The sequence below is a fragment of the Kribbella aluminosa genome, from assembly GCF_017876295.1.
In the GTDB taxonomy this organism is placed as follows: domain Bacteria; phylum Actinomycetota; class Actinomycetes; order Propionibacteriales; family Kribbellaceae; genus Kribbella; species Kribbella aluminosa.
In genome coordinates, this window is the sequence record NZ_JAGINT010000001.1 from 4,239,121 (window position 1) to 4,266,078 (window position 26,958).

Here is a 26,958-nt window from a genome sequence, read left to right on the forward strand (position 1 = left end):
TCACATTTCCGCGACCGGCCGGATCTCGATCACCGGGCAGGCGGGCCAGGTCTTCACCATCCGGAGCGCCTCGTCGAGGTCCTCGACGTCGATCTCGGTGAACCCGGACACGACCTCCTTGCCCTCGATGAACGGCCCGTCGGTCGTCATCACCGACCCGTCCAGGCGAACTGTCGTCGCGGTCTCGGCACCCTGGAGCTTGCTGCCCCGGTTGGTGATCTTGTCCGCGTGGTCCTCAAACCACTGGTACACCCGCCGGTACGCCGCTTCCTTCTCGGCCGGCTCCAGCGCCGCGAAGTCCTTCGCGAACTCCTCGGTCTCGACGAACATCAGCACGTACTTCACCCGCATACCTCCTTCAGGCCAGTGTGACCTAGAGATCGACACCGTCCCCGGACGGACTCTCACTCAGCAGACGATCGGCGTACGCCGGGATCCGACACTCTGACAGGGTGGGGCGATGAAACATCCGCTCTTCGCCCGGATATACGCCCGGGTCCGGCCGACGCTCGACCGGGGCCGGCGCCACCGACCACCGCCGGCGGCTGCTCGCCGGCGCCGCGGGCCGGGTGGTCGAGGTCGGCGCCGGTGACGGCGGGAACTTCGCGCACTACCCGCCCGAGGTCTCCCACGTACTCGCGGTGGAGCCCGAGCCCTTCCTCCGTACCCAGGCCCTCCGCCAGGCCTCGACCGCACCGGTCCCGGTCGAGGTCGTCGAGGGTACGGCGGACGGCCTGCCGGCAGGCGACGCCTCCGCCGACGTGGTCGTCGTGTCGCTCGTCCTCTGCTCGGTCCCCGACCAGCGCGTCGCCCTCGCGGAAGCCCGGCGGGTACTGCGGCCCGGCGGCGAGCTCAGGTTCTACGAGCACGTCGCCGCCGAGCCGGGTCGCCTGGCCACTTTCCAGCAGATCGCCGACGCCACCCTGTGGCCGCTGTTCACCGGCGGCTGCCACACCCATCGCGACACGGCGGCCGCGATCTCGGCCGCCGGTTTCGCCATCGAGGAACTGGACCGTTTCACCTTCCCGCCCGACCGCGTGACCCCGGCCGGACCACACATCCTGGGCCGCGCCCGGCTCACGGCATGAGATCGGTGGCGGCGCGCCCCTCCGGGAAGTACATCGGCACCGATGCCTGATCGTGCACGATCAGCCACTCGCCGTCGATCCGCCGCCACGCCGCCGTCCAGCGCACCCACATGCCCGCCTCGGCACCGTTCGCGAGCGTGCCGCTGATCCGGTTCACGGCGTACGTCACCGCGAGGTCGCCGTCGACCAGCACGGTCAGGTCGCGGACCTCGTACCCGAGTGGCGGCCGGTAGACCGTGAACACCTTCTCCCAATTCTGCAGCTTCGTCTCCGCACCCAGATGCCGTAGCGGCGCCTCGACGTCGAACGAGACCAGGTTCGGCGCGAAGACCGTCTTCAGCGCACCCAGGTCACCGCTCCGGATCCCCTCCAGCAGCGTCTCGATCCGCTCCCGGATGTCCACCTCGGATACCGCGTTGTTCGTCGTGTTCGTCATGCTCGTACGACGGGACAGCGCCGCGTAATGTCAGACCTCACACTTCACCGGGCCGTTGCGTCGTACCAGGTATGGAGGAGATGACCGACATGACCGAGCCCGGGCTGAGCGTGATCATGAGTGAGCGGCGGCAGCTGATCAACCTGGCGTACCGGCTGCTCGGATCGCTGGCCGACGCCGAGGACGTGGTGCAGGAGACCTACGCCCGCTGGTACGCGATGACGTTGCCCGAGCGGCACGCGATCGAGAACCCGGCCGCCTGGCTGACCAAGGTCGCCAGCCGGATCTGCCTGGACCAGTTGCGCTCCGCGCGGGCCCGCCGGGAGCGGTACGTCGGCGAGTGGATCCCGGAGCCGCTGCCCGAGCACGTCGACGGCTTGGGCGTCCCGGACGGTTCCACCGACCCCGCGGACCGGGTCACGCTCGACGAGTCGGTGAACATGGCGTTCCTGGTGGTGCTGGACGCGATGACACCGGCCGAGCGCGTGTCGTTCATCCTGCACGACGTGTTCCGGTACCCGTTCCCGGAGGTCGCCGAGATCGTCGGCCGGACGCCCGCGGCCTGCCGGCAGCTCGCCTCGTCGGCACGCCGCCGGATCCGCGAGTCGCAGACCCCGGCGCCGCCCTCGGCGCGGGAGGCCGAGCTGGTCCGCGCGTTCAAGGCGGCCTGGGAGGCGACCGACATCCGGGCGCTCGTCGAGCTGCTGGACCCGGCCGTGGTCGCGACCGCCGACGGCGGCGGCATCGTGTCCGCCACGCTGAAGCCGATCCACGGCATCCAGGCTGTCGCGGAGTCCTTCTCCCGGCTCACTGTCGTCCTGCACGGCCGGCAGATCAGCGAGCGCACGGTCAACGGTCAGCCGGGGCTGGTCATCGAGTTCGAGGGCACGGTCGAGACCGTGGTCGCGTTCGACTTCGCCGGCGACCTGATCGGCAACATCTGGGCGATCAGGAACCCGGAGAAGCTGCACCCCTGGACGAACTGACCAGCGTCATCACGGTCTCCTGCGCACACGCCTTGTTGACGCCGATCCCGCCGCGCGCGCCGCGTTTGATCCAGCCCGCCACGTAGTGGCCAGGCCGGCCGACGACGGCGCCGCGGACGTTCGGCACGATCCCTCGCTCGGCGTCGAACGGCAGCCCGTCGACCGGCCGGCCCTCGAACCCGATCGCGGTGAACAGGTTGCCCGCGGCAATCACCTCGCCGGAGTCCAGGGTCAGGCCCGCGGACGTCCAGGCCGTCGGCCGGGCCTGGTACCGCAGCTCGACCCGGTCACCCGCGACCGCGAGCAGCTCCCGCAGGGCCGGTTCGGTGTACGCCGCCTGGTCCGGCCCCCGGCGGCCGAGCAGCACGACCTTCTTGATCCCGCTGGCCGCGAGCGTACGGCGTACATCCGGCACGAGATCCGTCCGGCGGAGCTGCTCCTCGTCGCTGAGCAACAGGCGTGCGATGTCGAGCGCGACGTTCCCGTTGCCGACCACAACGGCCCCCGGTCCCACCAGAGCAGGTGGTGGTGGGGCGTCCGGCCGTCCGTTGTACCAGGCAACGAAATTCTCCGCGGTGCAGGCTGTGTCCTCGCCGGCGATCCCGAGCCGGCGGCTGCGCCGGGCGCCGATCGCATGCACCACCGCGTCATACCCGTCCGGCAAGCCGCGCCCGTCGCTGCCCCGGCCCCCGCCGCTGCGCAGCGCCGCCGCATCCGTTCGCGGCCGCCAGTGCACGCGGGGATGCCGGACCAGCCGCTCGAAGGTGTCGATGATCTGCTTGGTCTGCGGATGATCCGGGGCGACCCCGAACCGGACGAGCCCGCCGAGGTGCTCGCTGCGGTCCACCACGGTGATCTCGGCCGTTGTCCGCAGCAACAACTCGCGGGTCGCGTACATCCCGGCCGGTCCGGCGCCGACGACCAGTACCCGGCGCGGACCGCCGCCCCAGACCTGGTACGACACCGGTTCCCAGGTGTCCAGGTCCGTTGCCTCCAGCGGCTCGCGGTCGGCGAAGTACGCGGCGTTCCGCTCGACGTCCGCAGGCGCCGACCGGTCGGCCGGCTTGGCCGCGTCGACCGGGCAGATGTCCGCGCAGGCGCCGCAGTCGATGCAGGTGCGCGGGTCGACGAACAGGCTCGCGCCGGTCCCGAAGCCGGGCTCGCCCGGTGCCGGGTGGATGCTGTTCATCGGGCAGACCGCGACGCAGCTCGCATCCGAGCAGCAGTCCCCCGAGATCACAAAGGTCATCGTGCACTCACAGCAGGCCGGTCCGCCGATACACCCGGGAAGCGGCCGGTGTCAGCAGGCCGACCGAGCCGAGGAAGTCCATCAGGTTCGCGCAGCTCGTCCGCAGCAGCGACCGGTGGTGCTCGTTCTGCCGCGCCTCGCGGACGGCCCGGTCGACGTCCAGGCCGGCGTTCACGTACACCTCGCGCCCGACCATGCTGGACACGATCATGTCCGCGGCGATCGCGATCACCAGCGCGCTCACCCAGCGCCGCCCACGGCCCGCCCCCGCCAGCCGCTCCCGGGTCTCCTCGCGCGCGAACACCATGTGCCGCGACTCCTCGACCACGTGGATGTGGTTCACGGTCCGGACCAGCGGCTCGACCCGGTTGTCCCGCATCCAGTCCCGCTGCATCACGTCCAGGACCTCTTCGGCGACCAGGATCGCGGCGTACGCCGTCTCGCCGGTCGCCACGGTCTTGAACATCCGCCCGAGCTCACGGGCCAGCAGCCGCGGCCGGTACGCCGGGTCGACCAGCCGGGTGGTCGCCTTCGCGAACATGATCGAGTGCCGGCACTCGTCGGCGATCTCGGTCAGCGCCCACTGGAACTCCGGGCTCCGCGCGGGCTTGTCGTAGATGTCCCGCAGGATCAGCTGCTGCAGGATCATCTCGAACCAGATCCCGGTCGTCGCCGTCGACGCGGACTCGTGCCGGGTCAGCTCGCGCTGCTGCTCCTCGGACAACTCGTCCCAGTACGGCGTGCCGTAGAGCGTGCTCCACTCCGGCGACATCCCGTACCCGTCACCGACCGGCGCATCCCAGTCGATCTCCGTCTCGGGATCCCGGGACAACCGGCTCGCCGACCCCAGCAACCGCTCAGCGGTCAGGTCCATCGCACACACCTCCGGAGGCGATATGACATCGTCTATGTAACATAACTGATGGTTCACGCTCTTGTCGAGATGCCCTCCGATGTAACGCCCGCTACGGTGATGCCGTGTCTGGGCTTGCACCAACTCCTGGGTCAACCGCCGTGAAGCAGATGTGGCCGCTCTACGCCGCCGGTTTCACCACGGCGTTCGGTGCGCACGCGATCGCCGCGAACCTCGGCGGCTTGTCCTCGGACGGGGTGAAGTCACTGATGACGCTCGGCGTCCTGCTCGCGCTGTACGACGGCGCGGAGATACTGCTCAAACCTGTCTTCGGCACGATCTCGGACCGGATCGGCGCCCGGCCCGTGCTGCTGTTCGGTCTGGCCGGCTTCGCCGTTGCCTCCGGCACCTATGTGCTCGCGGACCGGCCCGGCTGGCTGTGGGTCGCCCGGCTCGGCCAAGGCGCCGCCGCGGCGGCCTTCTCCCCCGCTGCGTCCGCTCTCGTCGCCCGGCTCAATCCGTCGGCGAAGCACGGGCGGGCGTTCGGCAGCTACGGCTTCTACAAGAGCCTGGGATACACCGCCGGGCCGTTGCTCGGCGGCGGGATCGTGTGGCTCGGCGGATTCCGGCTGCTGTTCGGCGTGATGACGGTCCTCGCCGTGGCCGTCGCGGTGTGGGCGTTGGTCGTCGTACCCGTCGTACCGGCGCTGCCGCGGACCCGGCAGACCGTGCTGGATCTCGCGCGGCGGATCACCGACCCGGCCTTCCTCCGGCCGACCGCGGCGCTCGCGGCGGCGACGGCCGCGTTGTCGGTCGGCGTCGGGTTCCTGCCCGTCACCGGAAGGTCGGACGGTCTCGGCACGATTGTCACGGGAGCAGCCGTTTCCTTGCTCGCAGCAACGGCCGCCGTCGTCCAGCCGCGCTCGGGTCGGGCCTTGGACGCGGGCAAGCTGACCACGCGAACGGGTATTGCGATCGGTCTGGGTCTGGCGGCCGTGGGCTTTGTGTGTGCGGCGCTGCCCGGTGTGGTGTTCCTGCTGATCGCGGCCGCGCTGATCGGCGCCGGGACGGGTGTCATCACGCCGCTCGGGTTCGCGGCGCTCGCGGCGAGCACGCCGCCGGAGCGGATCGGTCAGACGATGGGTACGGCCGAGCTCGGCCGTGAGCTCGGCGACGCGGGCGGCCCGCTGCTCGTCGCAGCCGTCGCGTCGGTCGCCGTACTGGACACCGGGTACGTCGTGCTCGCCGTACTGCTCGCGCTCGGCCTGCTCACGCTCCGCCCGGGACGAAGCTGAACAGGGTCTGACCCTTCACCAGAGGTTCAGGTACGCCGGTGAAGCGGTGTACACCGACGCCGAATCCGGTCTCCTTGCCCGACACCCAGACCCGTTCGAAGCCGCCGGCCTCGAACCAGTCGCAGATCGACGGCACCAGGTCCGGGTCGCCGCGGTGCCGGGTCCAGATCACCGTCGCCCCGGTCCGGCAGAACTGCCGGCTGCCCGCGATCGTCCGCTGGATGCCGGCGTTCGTGATGTTGCCGAAGATTCCGCAGAGCAGCACCAGCTGCGCCGGCACGAACCCGTCGTACTGATCCGTCAACGAGGCGTCACCGGTGACCACCTCGACCTGCTCCGGTGCCTGCTCCCGCGCCGTCGCGGCCAGCTCCGGATTCAGCTCCACGAGCCGTGCGCGCACATCCCCAGCCCGCGGATGATCCCGCAGTACGTCGATCAGGTCGCGGCCCTGCCCCGCGCACAGGCTGATCGCCGGAATCGGCCCGGCCGGCGCCCGATCGAGCGCGGCCCGCACCTGCGCCTGCACAGTCAGCAACCGCCGCGACAGCTCGGATCCGGGGTCGTCGTACCGCTGATGCCACGCGCGCCAGTCCATGGCTGGAGACACTACGGTCCCGCAGGTCGAACGCGGCACCGTTGATCTGTAACCTCACAGTGACCGACAGGCAGGAACTTCCGGGGCCGATGGATAGTTGTTCTTCCGGAGCCCGTGCGCGATCAGAGGAGAGTCATGGCAAGGCGTGTCGAACAGAAGGCTGCAGCCCGCGAGCGGATCGCGGCGCAGCTGGCCGCCCAGCAGCAGGCCGAGCGGCGCCGGCGTCTGCTGCTCGCGGCCGGCGCGGTCGTTCTGGTCGTGGTGATCGTCGGCGGGCTGATCGCGATCCGGCTGGCCGGCGGCGGCAAGAAGACCGCCCAAGGGGCGAGCGGCGCGCTCGACTCGTCACTGGTCACCGCACTCGGCTCGATCCCGGACTCCACGTTCGCCACGGTCGGCAGCTCCGGCGTCCAGACCGCGCCGTCGGCGATCAACAACCAGCCGCCGCTGACCGACAACGGCAAGCCGAAGGTGCTCTACATCGGCGCCGAGTACTGCCCGTTCTGCGCCGCCGAGCGCTGGCCGGTCGTGGTCGCGCTGTCCCGCTTCGGCACCTTCAAGGACCTCGGTACGACGCACTCCGCGTCCGCGGACGTCCACCCGAACACGCCGTCGCTGTCGTTCCACGGCTCGACGTACACCAGCCAGTACCTGTCGTTCACCGGCGTCGAGACGACGACGAACGAGGTGCAGGGCAACAGCTACAAGCCGCTCGACACCCCGTCGGCCGCGGACCAGGCGACGCTCCAGAAGTACGACAACGTGCCGTACGTCAGCAAGGACAGCGCCGGGTCGATCCCGTTCATCGACCTCGGCAACAAGTTCATCGGCTCCGGGGCGACGTACAACCCGGACGTGCTGGCCGGTAAGACGCAGGCGCAGGTCGTCGACGCGCTGAAGGATCCGTCGAGCCCGATCACGAAGGCGGTCATCGGGTCGGCCAACGTCTACACGGCGGCGATCTGCAAGCTGACCAACAACCAGCCGGCCAAGGTGTGCTCGACCGAGGCCGTCACCGCGGCCGCCGGCAAGCTCGGCGCAGCGAAGGGCTGACGCATGACCGGCACTGCGGAGCGGTCCTCGTCCCGGACCTCGCTGGGGGTGATCCCGTGGGCGACCCTGGCGGTCTCGGTCGCCGGGCTGGCGGTCGCGGCGTACCTCACCTACGAGCACTTCACCGCCGGTACGACGCTCGCCTGTCCCAACACCGGTGTGGTCAACTGCGCCAAGGTCACCAGCAGTCAGTACTCGAAGGTCTTCGGCATCCCGGTCGCACTGCTCGGACTGGCGTTCTTCGTCGGCATGACCGCCCTGTCGGTCCCGCCGATGTGGCGCACGTCGTCGCCGTGGCCCAGTCGGCTGCGGCTCATCGGCGTAGTGACCGGGGTGGTTTTCGTCTGCTACCTGATCTGGGCCGAGCTGTTCCAGATCAACGCGATATGCCTGTGGTGCACGGTCGTCCACGCCCTCACTCTGGTGCTGTTCGGCCTGGTCATCATCCGGCTCGCCTTGGTCCCACCTGCTACCTGACGTCATGCCATCTCCCGGAGCTGAGCGGTGGGTCCCGCACGACGGCGGGATCCGCAAGCTTCGCGCGCAACTCCGGGAGTGCCGCGGCTGCGAACTCTGGGAGGACGCCGAGCAGGCGGTGCCGGGCGCGGGTCCGGTGCGGTCCCGGATGATGCTGGTCGGCGAGACGCCGGGTGACCACGAGGACAAGGAAGGACAGGTCTTCGTGGGCCCCGCCGGGCACTTGCTCGACAAGGCGCTGGTCGAGGCCGGGATCGAGCGGTCCGAGGTCTACCTGACGAACGCCGTGAAGCACTTCCGGTTCGAGCGGCAGGGTAAGCGGCGGATCCACAAGACGCCGTCCGCCGGCCAGATCACCGCCTGCCGTCCGTGGCTGGTCCGCGAGCTCGAGATCGTCAAGCCGGAGCTGGTCGTCGTGATGGGGTCCGTGGCCGCGAAAGCCCTGCTCGGCGCTGCCTTCCGTGTCACCAAGGAGCGCGGCAAGCGCGTCGAACTGCCCGACGGCCGGGCTGCGGTCGCGACCGTCCACCCGTCCGCCGTTGTCCGGTCCGACGAGTTCCGGCGCGACTTCGAGCGCTTCGTCGACGACCTGCGCGTCGCCGTCGACCTACTCGGCTGACGACCGCCAGTTGCGGACCTCCGGGAGATCTTCGCCGTACTGCGTGACGTAGGCGTGGCGCCGGGTGCGTTGGTCGGCGAAGTACTGGCGGGTGGTGGCGGCGCGGAACAACCCGTGCCGGCCGGTCAGCAGGTATCCCTCCAGCCAGCCCTGGCAGGTGTGCTCGCTGAGGATCTCCAGCACCCGTCGGCGGCGAGGTGGTTGTCGGTGTCGAAGCGCTCGGCGAGCCAGCGCTTCCCGGTCTCCTCGTACACCGCGGTCAGCCTGTTCGACGCGGTCTCGTCCGGCCCGAACAGCCGCAGGTTGTCCGGGATCAGCCGGAACGCGTCGCGCAGGAACGCACCGAACACCTTGGTCGGCTCCCCGTCCTCGGCGCCCGGCGCCTTGACCGGTACGGCGTACTCCTCGACCGTCGGCAGCTCCAGGTCCCGGCTCAGCACGCCGCCGTTCGCCTGCGGGCTCGACCCCATCCGCCGCTCAGGAGCGAGTTCCAGAAGGTCCGGCACCGGTCGTCTCTGGTCGTCGAAGAGTTCCTCGGGACGGTAGCTGCGGAGCCAGTACTCCAGTTGCCGGAGGGGGTCCTCGTTTGTCCGGACTGCTTGAGCAGCCGCGCCATCCGCACCTCGTCGCGGGTGGTGTTCGGGTACGCCGCGGTCCAGCTCCCCTCCAGCCAGGTGTTCGCCACCAGTGCGGGACCGCCATGCCCCGGGCCGGTCACGAACAGGACGTCGCGGTCCCGCTGCCCGATCACCCGGTTGAGGTGCGCGCACAGCAGGTTCAGGCCCGGCGTCGTACCCCAGTGGCCGAGCAGCCGCGGCTTGATGTGCTCGTCGCTCAGCGGCACCCCGTCGACACGCTGCACTCAGCGTCCGACGGCCCGAGCGAGCTGAGCCTTCGTCATCTTCGACCGGCCCTTGATGTTCTTGTCCCTGGCTTCTTGGTACAGCTGGTCGCGGGTCCGGCCCTGCGATCCGCTGTGCGAGCGGAGTCCACCGCGCCGGCTCGACGACAGGTCGTGCGTCGACGTACGGCTCTTCTCCTTCGACTCCCCGGAGCGGGCGCGTTCCTTGTTCACGGTGCGGGCCGCGATCTCCTCCGCGACGTCCTCGCTCCGGCCGCGGTCCTTCAGTCCGGCCTTGATGTGCTCGTACTGGCGTTCGCGCTTGCGGTTCGATCCTGCGGGCATCGGAAGACCTCCTTCTGAAGAGATCCATCCGGTACCCGGTGCCGGTCTGCAACATTCGGGCCTGGGCAGGTAACATGGTGTCGATCGCGCACACAGGAGCGGTGAATTCTGAAAGCCGTGTTCCTGGGCACTCTCTCGGCGACCCTCTGGACGACACCGGGTGGCGTCTCGTCGGCGGGTCGGTCCCCGCGCGGTCCGGAGTTCCGTCACGGCCCGGCCGTGGCACGACACAGGAGGAAATGTTGGCCCGACGAGGTCAGCGCCAGCCCGGCGCTACCCGTTCCGCACCCCGTCGCAGGCGTCGCGTCCGCGACGGTGAGTCAGACGGTCTGATCCAGGTCCTCGCGCAAGCTGTCCGCGAGGTCGAGAACGCGGTCACCCGCGGTGCTATCAAGCCGTCGACCCGGACGAAGTTCCAGGTCGTCGCGCTGCTGGTCCGCGAGGAGCGGGCCCGGGTGAACGGCGAGGCCGCGGCCACCGAGGCGTACCGGACCGAGCAGCTCCGGCGGCTCGACGGGATCGCGACGATCCTGGCCAAGACCGCCGCGCTGGAGCCGTCGCTGCTCGTGCTGCTGGCCGAGGACGCGGTGATGTCCGAGGCGGCGGCCGCGCTCAAGCGGCAGATGGTCGAGGAAGCCGGCCTGGAGGTTCCCGAGGAACCGGAGCCGGCCGAGCCGGTGTCAGCACCGGAGACCCAGGTCCGGCGGGTGGTGCCGCAGGCCGTGGTGTCCCGGCAGCTCGCCAACCCGTTCCTCGCCCCGGACTTCTCGGCGGCCCCGTCCCGCCCGACCGGTCCGAGCCGGCTCGGCGGCTGGGAGCTGATCGGCCCGCTGCTGCGCTCCTTCGAGCACGCGGCGGCCTCCGCCAGCATGGCGCTGCCGGACCCGACCTCGCTGCAACTCTCCGGCGGGATCGACGCGCTTCGGCTCCGCGGGCTGGAGCTGATGCCGCACCAGGCCCGGCTGATCGCCGCCGCCGCGGACGGGCACCGGACCTTCCTGCTCGCCGACGAGCCCGGCCTCGGCAAGACCGCCCAGGCGCTGCTCGCCGCGCAGGCCGTGGACGCCTACCCGCTGCTGGCCGTCGTACCGAACGTGGTCAAGACCAACTGGGCCCGCGAGGCCGGTCTCTGGACGCCGCGCAAGACCCCGACCGTGATCCACGGTGACGGCGACACGATCGACGGCTTTGCGGACATCGTGGTGGTGAACTACGAGGTCCTCGACCGGCACGTCGGCTGGCTCGGCGACCTGGGGTTCCGCGGCATGGTGGTGGACGAGGCGCACTTCATCAAGAACAAGAAGTCGCAGCGCTCCCGGAACGTGCTCGAGCTGGCCAACCGGATCCGCTCCCGGACCATCCGGCCGCTGCTGATGGCGCTCACCGGTACGCCGCTGATCAACTCGATCGAGGATTTCACCGCGATCTGGGAGTTCCTCGGCTGGGTCGACGAGAAGGCGCCGCGCGCCGAGCTGATGGAGAAGCTCGACGCCACCGACCTGACCCCGGCCGACCCCGGGTTCGCCGCGGCCGCCCGGGCCAGCGTGATCGACATGGGGATCGTCCGGCGCCGCAAGGTGGACGTCGCGGCGGACATCCCGGCCCGCCGGATCGCCGACCTGCCGGTCGAGCTGGACGGCGCCCTCGGGCGCTCGATCCGGGCCGCCGAGCGGGAGCTCGCCGACCGGCTGGTCGCGCGGTACCGGACCGCGCTGGAGACCCGGCGTTCGGGTGCCGTCGTGGAGGGTATCGACCACGACCTGGTCCGCCAGGTGGCCGGCTGGGAGCGGACCGAGATGGCCGCCAAGAAGACCGGCGACAACGTGTTCAGCCTGTTCCGCCGGATCGGTCAGGCGAAGGCCGGCCTGGCCGCGGACTACGCCGCGCAGCTGGCGCAGAACGTCGGCAAGGTGGTCTTCTTCGCCCGGCACATCGAGGTGATGGACACCGCCGAGGAGCTGTTCGCCGAGCGCGGCATCCGGTACGCCTCGATCCGCGGCGACCAGACGTCCCGGACCCGGCAGAAGAACATCGATGCCTTCGTCAACGATCCCGAGGTGTCGATCGCGGTCTGCTCGCTGCTCACCGCGGGCGTCGGACTGAACCTGCAGGTCTCCTCGAACGTCGTGCTCGCCGAGCTCTCCTGGACGAACGCCGAGCAGACCCAGGCGATCGACCGGGTGCACCGGATCGGCCAGGACGAGCCGGTCACCGCGTGGCGGATCATCGCCGCGCAGACCATCGACACCCGGGTCGCGGACCTCATCGACGCCAAGGCCGGCCTGGCCGCCAAGGCACTCGACGGCTCCGACGAAGAGGTCGGCTCCTCGGCCGACTTCCAGCTCGAGGCCCTGGCCGCGCTCCTGACCCGGGCGCTAGAGGCCGCTGCCTGACAGCTCGCCCACCGGCAACACGACCGCCAGCTGGTTGGTTGCCGGGGCGAGTGGGCAGGTCCACTCGGGGCTGTAGGCGCAGGACGGGTTGTACGCGAAGTTCAGGTCGACGACGAAGTGGCCCGTGGACAGGTCGCTGCCGAGGTCGGCGCCTTTGACGGTGTCGATCAGGTAGCGGCCGCCGCCGTACGTCGAGCTGCTGCGGTCCTTGACCGGGACGAAGAGGCCGCCGCCGTACGACTCCAGCCACCAGACGTCCAGGTCGCCGATCGGGAGGTGCAGGACGCCTACCCGGGAGAACGGGATCGCCCCGTCGGTGGCCGACTGGAACTCCCAGTTGTCGGGTTTCACGTCGGTGTCGAGCGTTGATTCATAGCGGTACTGCGGGTCGTACGCCGCGACCGGTGCGCCGCGGTACGTCGCGCGGTCTTGGCCCGGGACCGGGGAGGCCGGGTGGTGCATCAGTAGGTCGTTGCGGCGTGCTTGCCAGTGGGCGTGGGCTGCCGCGGGGTCCGATTCGGTGCGGACGGCGTTGTACAGGTCGAAGACCTGGCGGCGCCAGTCGGCGACGGCCAGGGTGGGGGCTGGGAAGTCCACGGTGTCTCCTGTCAGCTCTTGAGGGCGCCGGCGGACTGGGTCCAGTACTTGTGGATCTTGCCGAGGTACGACTGCGCCTGCGTCCCCGCCGTCCGGCCGCGGGCGAAGATCCGCATGTTGCCGCCGCCGGCGTTGTAGCCGAGGGCAAGCAACTCGTCCTTGGTGTACAGGTCGGCGCGCTTCGCCGGCAGCCGTCTCGCCAGGTCGTGCAGGTGCCAGGCCGCGGCCTCGATCGCCAGCGCCGGGTTGTCCGGCAACTCCTCCCACCTCCGCTTGGCGAAGTCCCGGCCACGTTTCGTCTCGTCGAACGCCGGCTTGTGCATGTTCGCGATCCCGAACGCCGGGTTCGAGTCGACCTCCGCCCACTGCCGCTCGAACTTCGGGTCGTGCGGCTTGTACGACTCGGCGTACAGGATCGCCATCAGCAGTTGCGGGTTCACCCCCGCCTGCTTCGCGTACCGCCGTACGTCGGTCGCGAAGTGCGCCGGATCGTAGTCCTGGTACCAGGCCCTGGAGGCCGTGGCGGTCGGCTTCGGTGTGGTGGTCGCCTTCGTACTCGGGACAGGCTTGTCCGCGGTGTCCTTGCTGGAGCACGCCGTCAAGACACCGACGAGCAGTACTCCGATCCCCACCCATGCCCAGCGCTTCGCCACGCCCCCACCGTACCGGTGAGCCAACAGCACGACCCCGGTTCGGGCGCTGGTCCTCCTGGCAGGCTGCCGAAGCGTTGCCCTGGCAAACGGAAAGCGCTTGCTAGGATGGTTCGATGATCTACGAGCTGAATCATGTCGGTGGGCGGGTGCAGGATCTCGAGGCGAGCCTGGCGTTCTACGGCGGGCTCGGCGCGGAGGTGGTGGACCGGTTGTTCATGAGCGGGTCGCGGGTGAACCGGGTGCACATCCAGCTCGCGACCGGGCTGGTCGAGCTGCTGCACCACGAGGAGGCGGACCCGCGGGCGACGTACGGGCTGAATCATGTCGGGTTCATGACCGACGATCTGGACGGGGACTACGGGCGGCTGATCGCGCTCGGGTACGGCGAGATCTCGTCGCCGCGGGTGGCCGGGAGCGGGCAGGGCCGACTGGCGTTCCTGTCGGACCCGAACGGCGTACGCGTCGAGCTCCTGCAGCGGTCGGAGGAGTTCCGGGTCGCGCCGATCACGTCGGGGCCGGTGCAGGCGCTGTCGTACGTCGGTGTCGCGGCACCGGACGTCGACGCCGCCGCCGAGTTCTACGGCACCCACCTCGGGATGCAGCAGGTCGCGGACGACACGTTCCGGCTGGGGCCGGACGCCGTCAAACTCTTGCCGTCGGCAACCACCACGATCGATCACCTCGGCCTCACCACCGATACCCAACAGTCCGCCGCCCAGGACCCCGACGGCAACCGCGTCACCTTCGTCTGACCGCTCCCCCACTGCCGATTCACCCGGTGGAGCCTTAACCTGGGGCGGTGTTCGACCACGACGCGCTCGGCGGGGTGTTCCGGGACGACTCGCCGTTCACGCTCGGCGACCGCGAGCAGACGCGGAACCTCCTCACGGCGGCCGGCTCTTCCGGGGCGACCTTCACCGCGGCGCGGGAGCCGATCTACTCCGGAGGCGATGTGACCGGGGTCACATTTCCGGTCTGTCGATTCGCCGGCGGTCCGGTCGACGCTCAGGCAAAAGCAAACCTACGAAGGAGCATGACGACATGCGAAAGCTGATCACCACCGCGTTCATCTCGGTCGACGGCGTCGTTGAAGGCCCGGGCGGCGAGAAGGAGTACCGGAACGTCGGCTGGACCATGAAGGACATCGAGTTCGACGAGACGGCGTACGCGCTCAAGGGCGAGGAGCAGGAGGAGGCCACCGCGCTCCTGCTCGGCCGGGTCAGCTACCAGTCGTTCGCGCCGGTCTGGCCGAAGATGGTGAACGAGTTCGCCGGCTACCTGGCGATGCCGAAGTACGTCGTCTCGACCACGCTCCAGGAGAGCGACCTGGTGACGAACTGGAACGAGATCAACATCCTCCGCTCGCTCGACGACGTCGCCGCACTGAAGGAGACCGAGGGCGGCCCGATCATCGTCCACGGCAGCGCCACCCTGAACCGCAACCTCTCCGACGCCGGCCTGATCGACCAGTACAACCTGATGGTCTTCCCGGTCCTCCTCGGCGCCGGCAAACGCCTCTTCAGCGACGCCGACCGCGACAAGATCAAGCTCAAGCAGACCTCCAGCCAGTCCTACTCCAACGGCATCCAGCGCCTAACGTACGACGTACTCCACTGACCCGCTGGACTACCGTTCGGGGGCGGGGAGCCAGCGGGCGGCTGCGTGGTAGGTGTCGTCGGGGGTGTGGTTGAACGCGATCGCGGCGTCGGGCGCGTGCCTGCGGATCAGGTTGATGATGGTTTCGAAGAGCCCGGACTGTTCCTCTGATCTGCGGATGCCGCCGCCGACGACCACGCACTCCCACGGGTGTGCGGCGAGCGCGGCCGTCACCACCGCCTCGATGTCGTCGCGGCCGTCCAGGCCGACCAGGCACGTCTCCGCGCCGACACCGTGCGCGGCGAAGTCCGCCATCCCCGCCTGGATCCCGGTCGCCACCGGCTCCGGGTCCCACGGCCCGGGGACGCGGTACGGATCCAGCCCGATCACCAGCACCCGCGGCTTGCTGTCCATCCGACGACACTAACCCTCGAAGGAGAGCAGCGTGATGCTGTGCGGCGGGAACTCGTAGGTTCCGTCGAACTCCTCCGTGCCGAGGTCGCGGAGTGCCACGGTGTCCGGTGCGCTGAGGGTGTTCGACGCGAGTACGTCGTCCGCGCTCAGGCGCTTTACCGTGCACCTGGCGGGCAGCCCCTCGTGACGGCCGTCGAGGGTCAGCCCGGCGCGGATCGTCGCATCGCGGTGGCGGTTGATCACCGCGACCCGGATCGACCGCCCGTCGGTCGTCGCCGACACATCCAGGTCCGGCACCGTCGCCGGGACGGTCCGGAACTCGCCCCGGTGGTCCCGCTCGTCACCCTGCCGTACGGCGGCCAACCGGCCCGGCGACCGGACGTCGGCCGCGAGCGCGATCGGGCCGAGGTGGTTCTGGTACAGGTCCCACACGTGGTAGGTCGCCGCGCGGACCGAACCGTTGGGGCGGGCAACGATCACGCCGTTCGCGTTCAGCAGGTTGACGGTGTTCGCCATCGTCACCGGGACTTCCCGGCCGCCGGCGCGATGCAGAGCGTGGAAGACGCCGGCGTAGAACAGCGCGTCCGCGAGCGTACGCGGGCTCCAGCGGTTCACTCGGTGCGCGGGACGGGCATCTAGCCCGTCGACGTCGCGCGCGACCGTGCCGCCGTCGTCCGACGGTTGCGGCTCCGGCCAGGTCGCGGGCTCGACGTGCCTGATGTTCCACTCGTCCAGCGCGAGCCCGAGCGGGCGGTCCACACCGGCTCGGGCGGCGACGGCGCCGACCAGGTCGGAGTACTCGACGATCTGCTGCTCGAAGTACAGCGACTGGGCGACGATCGCGTCGTACTCCGAGGCGCCGTCGATCAGCTGCGTGGTCGCGCCGTAGAGGTGGAACGACAGGTAGTCGATCTGGTTGCCGACGGCCCGCAGTACCGCGTCCGTCCAGCCGTCCCGGTCGTCGGTCTTCCCGACCGCGACGAACTTCAGCGACGGGTCGACCGCGCGCATGAAGCGGGCGTGCTCAGCCGCGTCGGCGGCGTACGCGGCGGCGGGGCGGTGGCCCATTTGCCAGTCGCCGTACACCTCGTTCCCGAGGCCCCAGTACTTCACGCCGTACGGCGGGCGGCCGCGGCGGCGGGTGTACTCCGTGTCGCCGGCATAGTTCGTGTACTCGACCCAGCGGACGGCCTCGTCGACGTCGCGGCAGCTGTGCGCGAGGTACGGCTCGGTCCCGACCTCGGCGCACCAGGCGAGGAACTCGTCGGTGCCGAAGTGGTTGTCCTCCTCCGAGCCCCAGGCCGGCTCCAGCCGGCGCGGACGACCGGCGCGCGGGCCGATGCCGTCCTCCCAGTGGTACGCCGACGTGAAGTTGCCGCCCGGCCAGCGCACGATCGGGAGGCCGAGTTCCCGGCAGAGCTCGATCACGTCCGTACGGAGACCGCTCCGGACGTCGGCGCCGCCGTACGCGAGCGGTGAGCCCTCGTCGAACACACCACCGTCGATGTTGCCGAAGAACGCGGACTCCAGGAAGTGCCCGTAGATCATCGGATCGATGGCGTGCTGCCGGTCGCTGTGGATGTCGATCGTGGCGGCGAAAGTCACAGCACTCGACTATAGACCGAAACGCACGCCGCCGAACGTCCTGCTCATCTGCACCGACCAGCAGCGCTTCTCCGCAGTAGGTGCCTCAGGCAACGACGAGATCGACACGCCGAACCTGGACCGGCTCGCGAGCCAGGGTGCATTGTTCGAGAACTGCTACCGGTGTGTGCACCTTCCTCGGCGCGCTCGACGCGGAGGGGCTGGCCGACGACACGCCGGCCGCAACCGAGAACCGCACCCAGCCCCGCATCGCGGACTGGTAAGCCATCGTCAGGCGGTGGTGAAGCGTTGTTCTACGGTGTCGAGGAAGCGCTGGACCTGGCGGTAGGTTTCGGAGCTGTAGGCGCCGACGCTGCGTTCGGTGGACAGCGCCTCGCGCATCGCGTCCAGGTAGCGGCGTTGGATGGCCTCCATCTGTTCGCGGGTGTCCGGCTTGGTGTCGCGTAGCTGGCGGGTGCCGGAGACCAGGCGGGGCACGATGCGGTCCTTGAGGGTGTGGACCACGTCGGGGTCCAGTGGTTCGCCCTCGACGGTCTGGTCCTCGAGGGGGCCGACGGCGTCGATCGCGGACTCGCCGATCAGGCGCATCAGCTCCTGGACCGAGTCCCGCTTGTCCTCGGCGCTCTCCGGACGGAACCGCAGCTTCGCGATCACCGCCGGCAGCGAGATCCCGAACAGCACCAGCGTGATCAGCGCGACGATGAACGCCGCCAGTACGACGGTCGCGCGGTGCGGCGTACCGGCCGGGATCGTCTGCGCCGCGGCGACCGTGACGACACCGCGCATCCCGGCCCAGGCGAGTACCAGCAGCCCGCGTCCGGTGATCGGCTCCCGCTCCTCGAAGTCCGCGTCGGCCCGTCCCCGCGCCAGCCGTTTCCGCGCCCACGCGACCCGGTTCTCCTCGCGCTGGCTCGACGGCTCCATCGAGTCCAGGTGCTCCTCGAACTGATCCAGCTGAGCATGCGTCTGCTCATGCCGATTGTCCGGCCCGAAGTGACTCTGCAACGCGGGCCACGCGAGTCCCAGGAACCGCAGCGCGATCAGCAACCCGACCACCAGCAGCACCAGCAGCGTGATCTCGCCGAGCGTCGTCTCAGCGCGGGCGTCGTTCACCAGCTCCGGCAACTCGTACCCCATCGCGAGGAAGACGCCGCTCTCCAGAATGAAGCTGATCGTCGTCCAGGTGGTCGCCTGCGTCTGCCGGTCGCGGGCGCTGAACCGCCGGGCCCCGAGCGCGCCGGTCAGCAGCCCGGCGATCACCACCGCGAGTACGCCGGACGCGTGCGCCTGCTCGGCCGGGAAGTACGCGAGGAACGGGACGGCGAACGAGATCGTGGTGTTCAGCACCGGATCGTCGAGCCGCTGCCGCAGTACGACGGTCAGGAATCCGACCGCTCCGCCGATCAGGATCGCGCCGACGACCGCCCAGACGAAGTCGAGCACCGTGCGGCCGAGGTTGAAGTGCGTGGTCACGGCCAGCGCGGCCACCGCCGTACGCAGCACCACCAGCGCCGACGCGTCGTTGACCAGGCTCTCGCCCTCGAGCACCGTCATCAGCCGAGGCGGCAGCCCGACCCGGCGCCCGATCGCGGTCGCGGCGACCGCGTCCGTCGGGCTGACGACGGCGCCGAGCGCGACCGCGAGCGCGAACGAGATACCCGGGAACAGCGCGTGCACGAGTGCCCCGATCACGAGCGCCGACACGATCACCATCACGACCGACAGCCACGAGATCAGCCCGAAGTTCCGCCGTACGTCGATCACCGGCAGCTTGACTGCCGACGTGTACAGCAGCGGCGGCAGCACGCCCGCGAGGATGATCTCCGGCTCGATGTGGATGGCCGGCGTACTCGGCAGGTAGCTGGCGCCGATGCCGAGCGCGACCAGCAGCAGGGGCGCCGCGACGCCGGTCCGCCGCGCGAACACCGAGGCCGCGATCATGATCGCGAGCCCCGCACCGGCAATCAGAACGATCTGGTGGTCCACGCGACCACACTCTAACTTCCGCAGCAGAGGATGTAGAGAACGCCACCACGGCTCCGTCCTCCGGGCAAAGAACACCCTCCGGAGGAGACTGACACAATGGCAATCAAGCGCATGGACCACATCGGCGTCGTGGTCGAGGACCTGGCAGCGGCGAAGGCGTTCTACTTCGAGCTCGGCATGGAGCTCGTCGGCGAGACGACGGTCTCCGGCCCGTGGGTGGAGGGCGTGTCGGGCATGCCTGGCGTGGTCGCGGACATCTCGTTCCTCCGCACCCCGGACGGACACGGGCAGCTGGAGCTGACGACGTACCGTACGCCGCTCGCGACGACGCTCGAGCCGTCCGCGCCGCCGAACACGCTCGGTATCCGGAACCTGATGTTCGTCGTCGACGACGTCCAGGACACCGTCGCGCGGCTGAAGGCGCACGGCGGCGAGCTGGTCGGCACCGTCGAGGAGCACTCCCCCGGGCTGCACTTCTGCTACCTGCGCGGCCCCCAGGGCGTCATCGTCGCGCTCGCCGAGGAGTAACTGGCCCCAAATTGTCGATGGCACGGTCTAACCTGCGATGCATGAACCGGATCGATCGGCTGTACGCCCTCGCGGAGGAGTTGCGCGCGGCCGGCGCCCGCGGGCGTACGGCGCGGCAACTGGCGGCGCGCTTCGAGGTCAGCGTGCGGACCATCGAGCGCGACCTGAGCGCGCTCGGGCAGGCCGGCGTACCGCTGGCGGCCAAGCAGGGGCGCACCGGCGGGTATTCCGTGGACCGCGCGATGAGCCTCCCGCCGCTGAACTTCACGCCGCGGGAGGCGATGGCGGTCGCGGTGGCGCTGAGCCGCAGCGAGCACGTGCTGTTCGCGCGGGACTCCCGGACCGCGCTGCAGAAGATCGTCGCCGCGATGCCGCAGCGGGACCTCGACGAGGCGCGGACCGCCACCGCCAAGGTGCGGTTACTGGTGCAGCGGACGCCGGACCCGGACGGCGAGGTCGCGGAGCAGATCTGGCGGGCGGTGCGGCACAGCCAGGTGCTGCGGATCCAGTACACCGATGTCGGAGGTGTCGAGACGGTCCGCGAGATCGAGCCGCAACACGTCGTCGTCGGGCCGAACGGGTCGTACCTGACCGCCTGGTGCCACCTGCGGCAGGAGGACCGGGTGTTCCGGATGGACCGGATCACCAAGGCCGAGCGGACCGCGACGCTGCTGCTGCGCCCGCCGGCCTCTGACGAGCTGCATGTCGACGGGTACGAGACCAGGCTGCCGGACGCCGCGCTGCATCCGGAAGATCTTTTTCCAACTCCGACATAGGGCTGTCGCCAACCGCTGGAAACGTGGTTCTCACAGTTCACTCGAGTTGAAGGAGAAGTCCCATGAGTACTCCCGCGCCTGGCACGCTGGCCTGGTTCGAGGTCGCCACCGACAACCCGGAGGCGGCGGAGAAGTTCTACGGCAGCCTGTTCGACTGGTCGTTCGATTCGTCCGGCAGCCAGACCTCCGGCGGCCTCGACTACCGCAACATCACCGCCTCCGGCGCGCAGCAGGCGATGGGCGGCCTGTTCGCGACCAAGGGCGAGCTGCCGAACCACGCCGTCTTCTACATCCTGGTCGCCGACATCGAGGCGACCTGCGCGGACGCCGAGCAGCTCGGCGGCACGGTGATCAACAAGCGGATCGGTATCGGCGGCGGTACGCCGGACTTCGCCTACCTGCGCGACCCGGCCGGCAACCAGTTCGCGGTCTTCACGCCGCGCCCCGAGTGATGAACCCCGCCCGATGACACCTGATAACCACCCGTCCCCGCCGGCCGACACCGGCGGGGACGGGCGGGAATCTGCCCGGGCGCTGTACGACGAGCTCACCGACGACCTGCTCTACGACCCGGCGATCGGCTACGGCACGATCATGGGCCACCCCTGCATCCGGCTGGCCGGCCGGTTCGTCACCTGCCTGGAGCGAAACGGCACCGGGCTGATCCTCAAACTCCCCGCCGACCGCGTGACCGCAGTGATTGCCGACGGCACCGGAGTCCCGTTCACCGCCAACCGCGCCCCGATGCGCGAGTGGGTGACGATCCCGACCGCCGACCGGGCGGTCTGGCAGACCCTCCTCGAGGAGGCGGTCGCCTTCGCCCGCAGCACCCTGGGCAAGGCGGAACGATCGTGACGCTCAGACGGCCAGCCGGCCGCCGTCGATCGGGAGGGTGGCGCCGTGGATCAGGGACGCCGCGTCGGAGGCGAGGAACACGACGCCGGCGGCGATCTCCTCCGGTGTCCCGACCCGCTGGAGCGGCGTCGTACCGGCGAGGACGTCGAGGTTCTCCCCCATCACCGCCGTGCCCTCGGTCCGCGTCGGGCCGGGGCTGACCGCGTTCACCCGGACGCCGGCCGCCCCGAACTCGGCGGCCCACGCCTTCGTCAGCAGCTCGAGTGCCGCCTTGCTCGACCCGTACGCCGCCATCCCGGCCATCCCGACGTACGCGACCACCGTGGTCAGGTTCACGATCGCGCCGGATCCGCGCGCCGCCATCAACGGCGCCAGCTCGGCGACCAGGTAGAACGGCGCGCGGACGTTCACGGCGTACACCGCGTCGAAGTCGGCGTCCGGTACGTCGGCCGTCGGGCCGAACGGGTAGGTCCCGGCGTTGTTCACGAGTACGTCGACGTGCCCGCCGCCGAGGTCGATCGCCTGCTTGGCGAGAGCGCGCACACTCGCCAGGTCGGTCAGGTCGGCCGGCACGAAGTCCGCCGTACCGCCGGCGGCGCGGATCGTGTCCAGCACCTGCTGGCCGCGGTTGGTGTCCCGGCCGCTGACCACCACGTGCGCACCGCGCGCGGCGAGCTGCTCGGCCACGGAGCGGCCGATCCCGCTGTTGCCACCGGTCACGAGTGCGGTCCGGCCGGCGAAGTCCTGCGTCATATCGGTTCCATTCACTGGGTGGAGTCGTTGGCTCCGATGGTTCACCGACGAAATTGGAGTATCAACTCCAAAATCAGTACGGTGGCGGTATGCCCGACACCAAACGACTCACCCGGAAGGGACAGGCGACCCGGGACCGGATCGTCGCGGCCGCGGCGCGGCTGATGCTCGAGCAGGGGGTCGCCCGGACCACGATCGAGGACATCCAGGCGGCCGCCGGGGTCAGCCCGTCGCAGCTGTACCACTACTTCCCGGGCAAGGACGCGCTGGTGTCGGCGGTGATCGACCACCAGGCGGCGCAGGCGCTCGACGTACAGCAGGGCTGTCTGCAGCGGCTCGACTCGATCGACGCGCTCGGGCACTGGCGGGACGTGATGATCAACATCCTGACCGAGATGCAGTGCGTCGGCGGGTGCCCGCTCGGGTCACTGGCGAGCGATCTGTCCGAGAGCGACCCGGTCGCCCGGAACCAGTTGGCGGCCGCGTTCGCGCAGTGGCAGGAGCTGATCCGGCAGGGCCTGCTCGACATGCAGCGACGCGGCGAACTCGCCCCCGACGCGAACCCGGGCAACCTGGCCGTCGCGATGCTCGCCGCCGTCCAGGGCGGCCTCCTCCTCAGCCAGGTCAACCGCGACCCGGCACCCCTACGGATCGCCGTCGACACGATGATCGATCACCTGCACGCGTTGACGCGCCCCATGGTTCCGTAAGGTTCGGGGTATGGGTAGCAGTGTCTACGTTGCTTCGGTGGAGGGGACTACCGGGAAGTCGACCGTGGCTCTCGGGGTGCTTCATCAGTTGTCGCGGCGGGTCGGGCGGGTGGCGGTGTTCCGGCCGATCGTGCGCGCCGACACCGCGACGCACGGCGGGCGGGACTACGTTCTCGAGCTGCTCATCTCGCAGGACGCGGTCGAGCAGTCCTACGAGGACGGGGTCGGGGTCACGTACGACGCTGTGCACGCGGACCCGGACGCCGCCCTGGACACGATCGTGCAGCGGTACCACGCGATCGCGGAACAGGCCGACGCGGTGGTGATCGTCGGCAGCGACTACACGGACGTGGGTACGCCGACCGAGTTCTCGTTCAACGCCAAGATCGCGGCGAACCTCGGGGCGCCGGTGCTGCTCGTGCTGAACGGGTACGACCGGACACCACACGACGTGCGCGCGATCGCCGACATGGCCGCAGCCGAACTCGCGGCCAACCACGGCTCGCTCTTCGCCGTCATCGCGAACCGGGTCGGCCGAGCCTCGGGCGAAGGCACCGACGGCGGGGAAGGCGGGGATAGCGGGGACGGCGGGGCGGGAGCGGCGTTGGTCAAAGCGTTGGAGGGGGTCGGGGCGCCGGCGTTCGCAATTCCTGAGGAGCCGTTGCTGAATCAGCCGCTGGTGGCCGACCTGCTGGCGCCGATCGACGGGCGGTTACTGAGCGGCGACCCGCAGCTGCTGACCCGCGAGGTCACCGGGCTGATGATCGCCGGTATGACGATGCCCAATGTCCTCGATCGGCTGTTCGAGGGCGCCGCAGTGGTGACCGCCGGGGACCGCCCGGAGGTCGTGCTCGGTGTGGTGATGGCGCACGCGTCCCGCACGTTCCCGCAGATCGCCGCCATCATCCTGAACGGCGGCTTCGAACTCCCCGCCCAGGTGCAGCGCCTGATCGAGGGCCTCGGCGTCACGCTGCCGATCATCGAGACCGGCCTCGGCACCCAGGCCACCTCCAGCAAACTCACCGCCGTCCGCGGCCGGCTCACGAAGGACGCACCGCGCAAGATCGACACCGCGCTGGCGTTGTTCGACCAGTACGTCGACGGCCCGGCGCTCCTCGACCAGCTCGCCCTCGCCCGCAGCAGTGCGGTCACCCCGCTGATGTTCGAGCACCGCCTCGTCGACCGCGCCGTCTCGGACCGCCGCCACATCGTCCTGCCGGAAGGCGGCGAGGAGCGGATCCTCCGGGCGGCCGACGTACTGCTCCGCCGTGGTGTCGCGGACCTGACCCTGCTCGGCGACCCGACCGTGATCAGCCAGCAGGCCGCGACCCTCGGCGTCGACGTGAGCGCGGCGACCGTCGTACATCCCGAGCACAGCGAGCTGACCGAGCGGTTCGCCGCGGAGTACCACCGGCTGCGGCGGCACCGCGGCGTCGACCTCGACCGGGCGCGTGAGCTGGTCCGCGACGGGTCGTACTTCGGCACGATGATGGTCCAGCTCGGCCTCGCGGACGGGATGGTGTCGGGCGCCGTGCACACCACCGCGCACACGATCCGTCCCGCACTCGAGGTCGTGAAGACCGTGCCGGACGTGTCGGTCGTCTCGTCGGTGTTCTTCATGTGCCTGGAGAACCAGGTCCTCGTGTACGGCGACTGCGCGGTGAACCCGGACCCGACCGCGGAGCAGCTCGCGGACATCGCGATCTCCTCGGCCGCCACCGCCGCGGCGTTCGGGGTCGAGCCGCGGATCGCGATGCTCTCGTACTCGACCGGGGCGTCCGGCGCAGGCACCGACGTCGAAAAGGTGTCCAAGGCAACGACCATCGTCCGCGAACGCGCACCCGAACTAGCGGTCGAAGGCCCGATCCAGTACGACGCCGCGATCGACGCCGCCGTCGCCCGGACCAAGCTCCCGGACTCCCCCGTCGCCGGAAAGGCCACCGTGTTCGTCTTCCCGGATCTCAACACCGGCAACAACACCTACAAGGCCGTGCAGCGCTCGGCCAACGCGGTCGCGGTCGGCCCGGTGCTGCAAGGTCTCCGGAAACCGGTCAACGACCTGTCCCGCGGCGCCACGGTCCGGGACATCGTCAACACCGTCGCGATCACTGCGATCCAGGCTCAGCAAGGCGGCACGCATGAGTGAGCACGTACTGGTGATCAACGCGGGATCGTCCTCGCTGAAGTACAGCCTGGTCGACGCCACCTCCGGTACGGCGGCCGCGAGCGGGCTGGTGGAGCGGATCGGTGAGGAGCAGAGTCACCACGTGCACCACGGTCCGTCCGGGGACTTCGACGACGATCAGCCGGTCCCGGACCACGAGGCCGCGCTGGAGGCTGCGGTGCGGGCCTTCGACAAGCACGGGCCTTCGCTCTCCGAGGCCGGCATCGTGGCCGTCGGGCATCGCGTCGTCCACGGCGGTGACCGGTTCGCGGCGCCTGCGCTGGTGGACGACGAGTTGATCGCGGCGGTCACGGACCTGGTACCGCTGGCCCCGTTGCACAACCCCGCGAACCTCGAAGGGATCGAGGTCGCGCGGCGGCTCTTCCCGGACCTGCCGCACGTCGCGGTCTTCGACACGGCCTTCCACCAGACGTTGCCGCCGTACGCCTACACGTACGCCGTACCGTCGTCGTGGCCGGCCGACTACGGCATCCGGCGGTACGGGTTCCACGGGACGTCGCACGCGTTCGTGTCGGCGCAGGCGGCCCGGGTGCTCGGCCGCGAACCCGGCGACCTGAACGTGATCGTCCTGCATCTCGGCAACGGCTGCTCCGCCGCCGCCGTCCGCGGCGGAGTGTCCGTCGACACGTCGATGGGGCTGACGCCGCTGGAGGGGCTGGTGATGGGCACGCGGTCCGGCGATCTCGATCCGGCCGTCCACGGGCACCTCGCCCGCGTCGCCGGGCAGTCCGCCGAGGAGACCGACCGGATGCTCAACTCGGAGTCCGGGCTCAAGGGCCTGACCGGTGCGAACGACTTCCGCGAGGTACTGCGGCTGCGCGCGGACGGTGACGAACGGGCGCAGCTCGCGTTCGACATCTACTGCTACCGGCTGAAGAAGTACATCGGCGCGTACTACGCCGTACTCGGGACCGTCGACGCGATCGTGTTCACCGCCGGCGTCGGGCAGCACTCCGCCGAAGCCCGCGCCGCCGCACTCGCCGGGCTGGAGCCGCTCGGCATCCACCTGGACCCGGCCCGCAACGCCGACCCGAGCGACAACGTCGTCAGTACCGACGACAGCCCGGTCAAGATCCTGGTCATCCCGACGAACGAGGAGTGGGAGATCGCCCGTCAGTCCGTGGGCGTACTCACCGGTGGGTGACGCGCCTGCCGGCCCTCCGTGGTCGCGGCCAACGCGATGACGTAGCCGACGGCAAGCAACCACAGTCCGCCGGGATCCTTGGTGACCAGCTCCGCGACACCGGCCAGCGCCACCAGAACGCCGACGGCCTGGCCGGCGGCGGACGCGATCGCCGTCGCCTTGTTCGGGTCGCCGTACCGGTGCCACAGCACGGCGCGCAGTACCCGCCCGCCGTCGAGCGGTACGCCGGGCAGCAGGTTGAAGACGCACAGCGCCAGGTTCATCACCGCGAGCCACAGTACGGACATCTCCGGCAGACTGTGACCCCTTGCCCGGAGCAACAGTCCACCTCCGAGGCCCAAGCCGCCGAGGCCGAGGCTGGCAGCGGGGCCGGCGGCGGCGATCAGGAACGCACCGCGCGGCGTCTCCGGGTCGCCGTCGAGAACGCTCACCCCGCCCAGCATCCAGAGCGTGATCCGCTGCACCGGAACCCGGAACCGCAGCGCGGTCAACGCGTGCGCGAGCTCATGGACGAGCAGCGACGCCACGAAGGCGACGGCGACCAGTACGGCGGTGATCCAGTACGCCGCCGTACTGCGGTCGGGAACCAGGTACGGCAGCGTCGTCCAGGCCAGTGAGCCGCTGACGACCAGCACCATCCCCAGCACCGACCAGTGCGCACCGATCGGGATGCCGGCGATCCGGCCGAAGCGGAGCGTTTCCTTCATACCTGTTCCTCACTGTGCGGCGGGCCAGGCTTGCTGGATCGTGAGACGGGACCCGTCGTGCAGGTGCGCGCCCTGGTAGAGCCGGCCCTGCCAGAGCGGTTGGCCAGCCCGGCCAGGGGCTTGGGCGCGGCCGTGCAGCTGTCATGCGCGACGGTTCCGCCGTACCGCTTCCGCAACCCCTCGATCTCCAGCAACACCCGACCCACCTCCGCTCAGCCG

31 protein-coding genes and 2 pseudogenes are annotated in these 26,958 nt (G+C 70.1%); 18 read left to right on the forward strand and 15 right to left on the reverse strand.

The genetic code is table 11. The features are described 5' to 3' along the window. Positions 1 to 351, reverse strand: a complete 351-nt coding sequence (locus JOF29_RS20340; protein WP_372446313.1) for a YciI family protein — start codon at positions 349 to 351, stop codon at positions 1 to 3. A 218-nt stretch (positions 352 to 569) separates the two neighbouring features. Between JOF29_RS20340 and JOF29_RS20345 the strand changes: the two genes are divergently transcribed. Further along, positions 570 to 1,088 carry a class I SAM-dependent methyltransferase gene (locus tag JOF29_RS20345; RefSeq protein ID WP_209695741.1) on the forward strand — a complete coding sequence of 173 codons (519 nt, stop codon included), beginning with the start codon at positions 570 to 572 and terminating at the stop codon, positions 1,086 to 1,088. Here JOF29_RS20345 and JOF29_RS20350 read toward each other — a convergent pair. Next, positions 1,078 to 1,524 carry a YybH family protein gene (locus JOF29_RS20350; RefSeq protein WP_209695742.1) on the reverse strand — a complete coding sequence of 149 codons (447 nt, stop codon included), beginning with the start codon at positions 1,522 to 1,524 and terminating at the stop codon, positions 1,078 to 1,080. The genes JOF29_RS20345 and JOF29_RS20350 overlap by 11 nt on opposite strands. Positions 1,525 to 1,604: 80 nt before the next feature. Here JOF29_RS20350 and sigJ point away from each other — a divergent pair, with 80 nt between their 5' ends. After that, entirely contained in the window at positions 1,605 to 2,510 is a 906-nt protein-coding gene (sigJ, locus tag JOF29_RS20355; protein WP_209695743.1) for an RNA polymerase sigma factor SigJ, read from the forward strand. Here sigJ and JOF29_RS20360 read toward each other — a convergent pair. Together JOF29_RS20360 and JOF29_RS20365 are read right to left on the reverse strand one after the other, a co-directional pair. After that, the gene (locus JOF29_RS20360) at positions 2,473 to 3,759 is read right to left on the reverse strand and encodes an FAD-dependent oxidoreductase (RefSeq protein WP_209695744.1); all 1,287 of its coding nucleotides are present in this window, start codon (positions 3,757 to 3,759) and stop codon (positions 2,473 to 2,475) included. The two genes, sigJ and JOF29_RS20360, sit on opposite strands and share 38 nt — an antisense overlap. A gap of 7 nt (positions 3,760 to 3,766) precedes the next feature. Then, positions 3,767 to 4,633, reverse strand: a complete 867-nt coding sequence (locus JOF29_RS20365) for an AurF N-oxygenase family protein (protein ID WP_209695745.1) — start codon at positions 4,631 to 4,633, stop codon at positions 3,767 to 3,769. A 149-nt stretch (positions 4,634 to 4,782) separates the two neighbouring features. Here JOF29_RS20365 and JOF29_RS20370 point away from each other — a divergent pair, with 149 nt between their 5' ends. Then, the gene (locus JOF29_RS20370) at positions 4,783 to 5,907 is read left to right on the forward strand and encodes an MFS transporter (protein ID WP_209696237.1); all 1,125 of its coding nucleotides are present in this window, start codon (positions 4,783 to 4,785) and stop codon (positions 5,905 to 5,907) included. Here JOF29_RS20370 and JOF29_RS20375 read toward each other — a convergent pair. Next, positions 5,882 to 6,502, reverse strand: coding sequence for an SAM-dependent methyltransferase (locus JOF29_RS20375; protein WP_209695746.1), 621 nt, complete (start codon positions 6,500 to 6,502; stop codon positions 5,882 to 5,884). The genes JOF29_RS20370 and JOF29_RS20375 overlap by 26 nt on opposite strands. Before the next feature lie 135 nt (positions 6,503 to 6,637). Here JOF29_RS20375 and JOF29_RS20380 point away from each other — a divergent pair, with 135 nt between their 5' ends. The 3 genes from JOF29_RS20380 to JOF29_RS20390 are packed head-to-tail and all read left to right on the forward strand — an operon-like array spanning position 6,638 to position 8,651. Then, the gene (locus JOF29_RS20380; protein WP_209695747.1) at positions 6,638 to 7,555 is read left to right on the forward strand and encodes a DUF929 family protein; all 918 of its coding nucleotides are present in this window, start codon (positions 6,638 to 6,640) and stop codon (positions 7,553 to 7,555) included. Between the two features lie 3 nt (positions 7,556 to 7,558). Then, positions 7,559 to 8,032: a vitamin K epoxide reductase family protein gene (locus JOF29_RS20385; RefSeq protein WP_209695748.1), complete on the forward strand. Its 474-nt coding sequence runs from the start codon at positions 7,559 to 7,561 to the stop codon at positions 8,030 to 8,032. Positions 8,033 to 8,036: 4 nt separating this feature from the next. Further along, positions 8,037 to 8,651: a UdgX family uracil-DNA binding protein gene (locus JOF29_RS20390; RefSeq protein ID WP_209695749.1), complete on the forward strand. Its 615-nt coding sequence runs from the start codon at positions 8,037 to 8,039 to the stop codon at positions 8,649 to 8,651. On the opposite strand, the pseudogene JOF29_RS46010 reads toward JOF29_RS20390, so the two are convergent. The 3 genes and pseudogenes from JOF29_RS46010 to JOF29_RS20400 all read right to left on the reverse strand — a co-directional run. Further along, positions 8,640 to 9,183: pseudogene (locus JOF29_RS46010) on the reverse strand (phosphoketolase); the annotation flags it as partial. The gene JOF29_RS20390 and the pseudogene JOF29_RS46010 sit on opposite strands and share 12 nt — an antisense overlap. Further along, positions 9,085 to 9,513, reverse strand: coding sequence for a phosphoketolase family protein (locus JOF29_RS46015; RefSeq protein ID WP_372446315.1), 429 nt, complete (start codon positions 9,511 to 9,513; stop codon positions 9,085 to 9,087). The pseudogene JOF29_RS46010 and the gene JOF29_RS46015, both read right to left, overlap by 99 nt. Then, entirely contained in the window at positions 9,514 to 9,837 is a 324-nt protein-coding gene (locus JOF29_RS20400; protein WP_209695750.1) for a plasmid stabilization protein, read from the reverse strand. A 239-nt stretch (positions 9,838 to 10,076) separates the two neighbouring features. On the opposite strand from JOF29_RS20400, the gene JOF29_RS20405 reads away from it, so the two are divergent. Then, positions 10,077 to 12,230: a DEAD/DEAH box helicase gene (locus tag JOF29_RS20405; RefSeq protein WP_245357683.1), complete on the forward strand. Its 2,154-nt coding sequence runs from the start codon at positions 10,077 to 10,079 to the stop codon at positions 12,228 to 12,230. On the opposite strand, the gene JOF29_RS20410 is transcribed toward JOF29_RS20405, so the two are convergent. Then, entirely contained in the window at positions 12,213 to 12,827 is a 615-nt protein-coding gene (locus tag JOF29_RS20410; RefSeq protein ID WP_209695751.1) for a DUF1684 domain-containing protein, read from the reverse strand. The genes JOF29_RS20405 and JOF29_RS20410 overlap by 18 nt on opposite strands. 11 nt (positions 12,828 to 12,838) lie before the next feature. Further along, a complete protein-coding gene (locus tag JOF29_RS43335) occupies positions 12,839 to 13,480 on the reverse strand; it encodes a transglycosylase SLT domain-containing protein (RefSeq protein WP_209695752.1) in 642 nt (213 codons plus the stop codon). 113 nt (positions 13,481 to 13,593) lie between these two features. Between JOF29_RS43335 and JOF29_RS20420 the strand changes: the two genes are divergently transcribed. From JOF29_RS20420 to JOF29_RS20430, 3 genes are read left to right on the forward strand one after another with little or no spacing between them, the layout of a single operon-like run. Next, entirely contained in the window at positions 13,594 to 14,232 is a 639-nt protein-coding gene (locus tag JOF29_RS20420; protein ID WP_209695753.1) for a VOC family protein, read from the forward strand. 47 nt (positions 14,233 to 14,279) lie between these two features. After that, positions 14,280 to 14,534, forward strand: a complete 255-nt coding sequence (locus JOF29_RS20425) for a hypothetical protein (protein ID WP_209695754.1) — start codon at positions 14,280 to 14,282, stop codon at positions 14,532 to 14,534. After that, positions 14,522 to 15,097, forward strand: coding sequence for a dihydrofolate reductase family protein (locus JOF29_RS20430; RefSeq protein ID WP_209695755.1), 576 nt, complete (start codon positions 14,522 to 14,524; stop codon positions 15,095 to 15,097). The genes JOF29_RS20425 and JOF29_RS20430 overlap by 13 nt, the downstream gene beginning before the upstream one ends. 9 nt (positions 15,098 to 15,106) lie before the next feature. On the opposite strand, the gene JOF29_RS20435 is transcribed toward JOF29_RS20430, so the two are convergent. After that, positions 15,107 to 15,490: a hypothetical protein gene (locus tag JOF29_RS20435; protein WP_209695756.1), complete on the reverse strand. Its 384-nt coding sequence runs from the start codon at positions 15,488 to 15,490 to the stop codon at positions 15,107 to 15,109. A gap of 9 nt (positions 15,491 to 15,499) precedes the next feature. Then, positions 15,500 to 17,095, reverse strand: coding sequence for an alpha-L-arabinofuranosidase family protein (locus JOF29_RS20440; protein ID WP_307863498.1), 1,596 nt, complete (start codon positions 17,093 to 17,095; stop codon positions 15,500 to 15,502). Here JOF29_RS20440 and JOF29_RS46020 point away from each other — a divergent pair. After that, positions 17,070 to 17,207, forward strand: a pseudogene (locus JOF29_RS46020) (hypothetical protein); the annotation flags it as partial. The gene JOF29_RS20440 and the pseudogene JOF29_RS46020 overlap by 26 nt on opposite strands. A gap of 158 nt (positions 17,208 to 17,365) precedes the next feature. Here the strand turns inward: JOF29_RS46020 and JOF29_RS20450 are convergent. Beyond that, the gene (locus JOF29_RS20450; RefSeq protein ID WP_209695758.1) at positions 17,366 to 19,081 is read right to left on the reverse strand and encodes a cation:proton antiporter; all 1,716 of its coding nucleotides are present in this window, start codon (positions 19,079 to 19,081) and stop codon (positions 17,366 to 17,368) included. 96 nt (positions 19,082 to 19,177) lie between these two features. Here JOF29_RS20450 and JOF29_RS20455 point away from each other — a divergent pair, with 96 nt between their 5' ends. The 4 genes from JOF29_RS20455 (at position 19,178) to JOF29_RS20470 (ending at position 21,240) form a co-directional block, all read left to right on the forward strand. After that, positions 19,178 to 19,609, forward strand: a complete 432-nt coding sequence (locus tag JOF29_RS20455) for a VOC family protein (RefSeq protein WP_209695759.1) — start codon at positions 19,178 to 19,180, stop codon at positions 19,607 to 19,609. A gap of 41 nt (positions 19,610 to 19,650) precedes the next feature. Continuing rightward, a complete protein-coding gene (locus tag JOF29_RS20460) occupies positions 19,651 to 20,385 on the forward strand; it encodes a helix-turn-helix transcriptional regulator (RefSeq protein WP_209695760.1) in 735 nt (244 codons plus the stop codon). A 62-nt stretch (positions 20,386 to 20,447) separates the two neighbouring features. Then, positions 20,448 to 20,837 (forward strand): VOC family protein, encoded by a 390-nt coding sequence (locus JOF29_RS20465; RefSeq protein WP_209695761.1) that lies wholly within the window; start codon positions 20,448 to 20,450, stop codon positions 20,835 to 20,837. Positions 20,838 to 20,850: 13 nt separating this feature from the next. Continuing rightward, positions 20,851 to 21,240 (forward strand): hypothetical protein, encoded by a 390-nt coding sequence (locus tag JOF29_RS20470; protein ID WP_209695762.1) that lies wholly within the window; start codon positions 20,851 to 20,853, stop codon positions 21,238 to 21,240. Positions 21,241 to 21,243: 3 nt separating this feature from the next. On the opposite strand, the gene JOF29_RS20475 is transcribed toward JOF29_RS20470, so the two are convergent. Continuing rightward, positions 21,244 to 21,993 carry an SDR family NAD(P)-dependent oxidoreductase gene (locus JOF29_RS20475; RefSeq protein WP_209695763.1) on the reverse strand — a complete coding sequence of 250 codons (750 nt, stop codon included), beginning with the start codon at positions 21,991 to 21,993 and terminating at the stop codon, positions 21,244 to 21,246. Positions 21,994 to 22,082: 89 nt separating this feature from the next. Here JOF29_RS20475 and JOF29_RS20480 point away from each other — a divergent pair, with 89 nt between their 5' ends. The 3 genes from JOF29_RS20480 to JOF29_RS20490 are packed head-to-tail and all read left to right on the forward strand — an operon-like array spanning position 22,083 to position 26,032. Beyond that, a complete protein-coding gene (locus tag JOF29_RS20480) occupies positions 22,083 to 22,703 on the forward strand; it encodes a TetR/AcrR family transcriptional regulator (RefSeq protein ID WP_209695764.1) in 621 nt (206 codons plus the stop codon). Positions 22,704 to 22,713: 10 nt separating this feature from the next. Continuing rightward, a complete protein-coding gene (pta, locus tag JOF29_RS20485) occupies positions 22,714 to 24,849 on the forward strand; it encodes a phosphate acetyltransferase (protein ID WP_209695765.1) in 2,136 nt (711 codons plus the stop codon). Further along, positions 24,842 to 26,032 (forward strand): acetate/propionate family kinase, encoded by a 1,191-nt coding sequence (locus JOF29_RS20490; protein ID WP_209695766.1) that lies wholly within the window; start codon positions 24,842 to 24,844, stop codon positions 26,030 to 26,032. The genes pta and JOF29_RS20490 overlap by 8 nt, the downstream gene beginning before the upstream one ends. Here the strand turns inward: JOF29_RS20490 and JOF29_RS20495 are convergent. Beyond that, positions 26,002 to 26,739: a site-2 protease family protein gene (locus JOF29_RS20495; RefSeq protein WP_209695767.1), complete on the reverse strand. Its 738-nt coding sequence runs from the start codon at positions 26,737 to 26,739 to the stop codon at positions 26,002 to 26,004. The genes JOF29_RS20490 and JOF29_RS20495 overlap by 31 nt on opposite strands. Positions 26,740 to 26,958 lie beyond the last annotated feature (219 nt).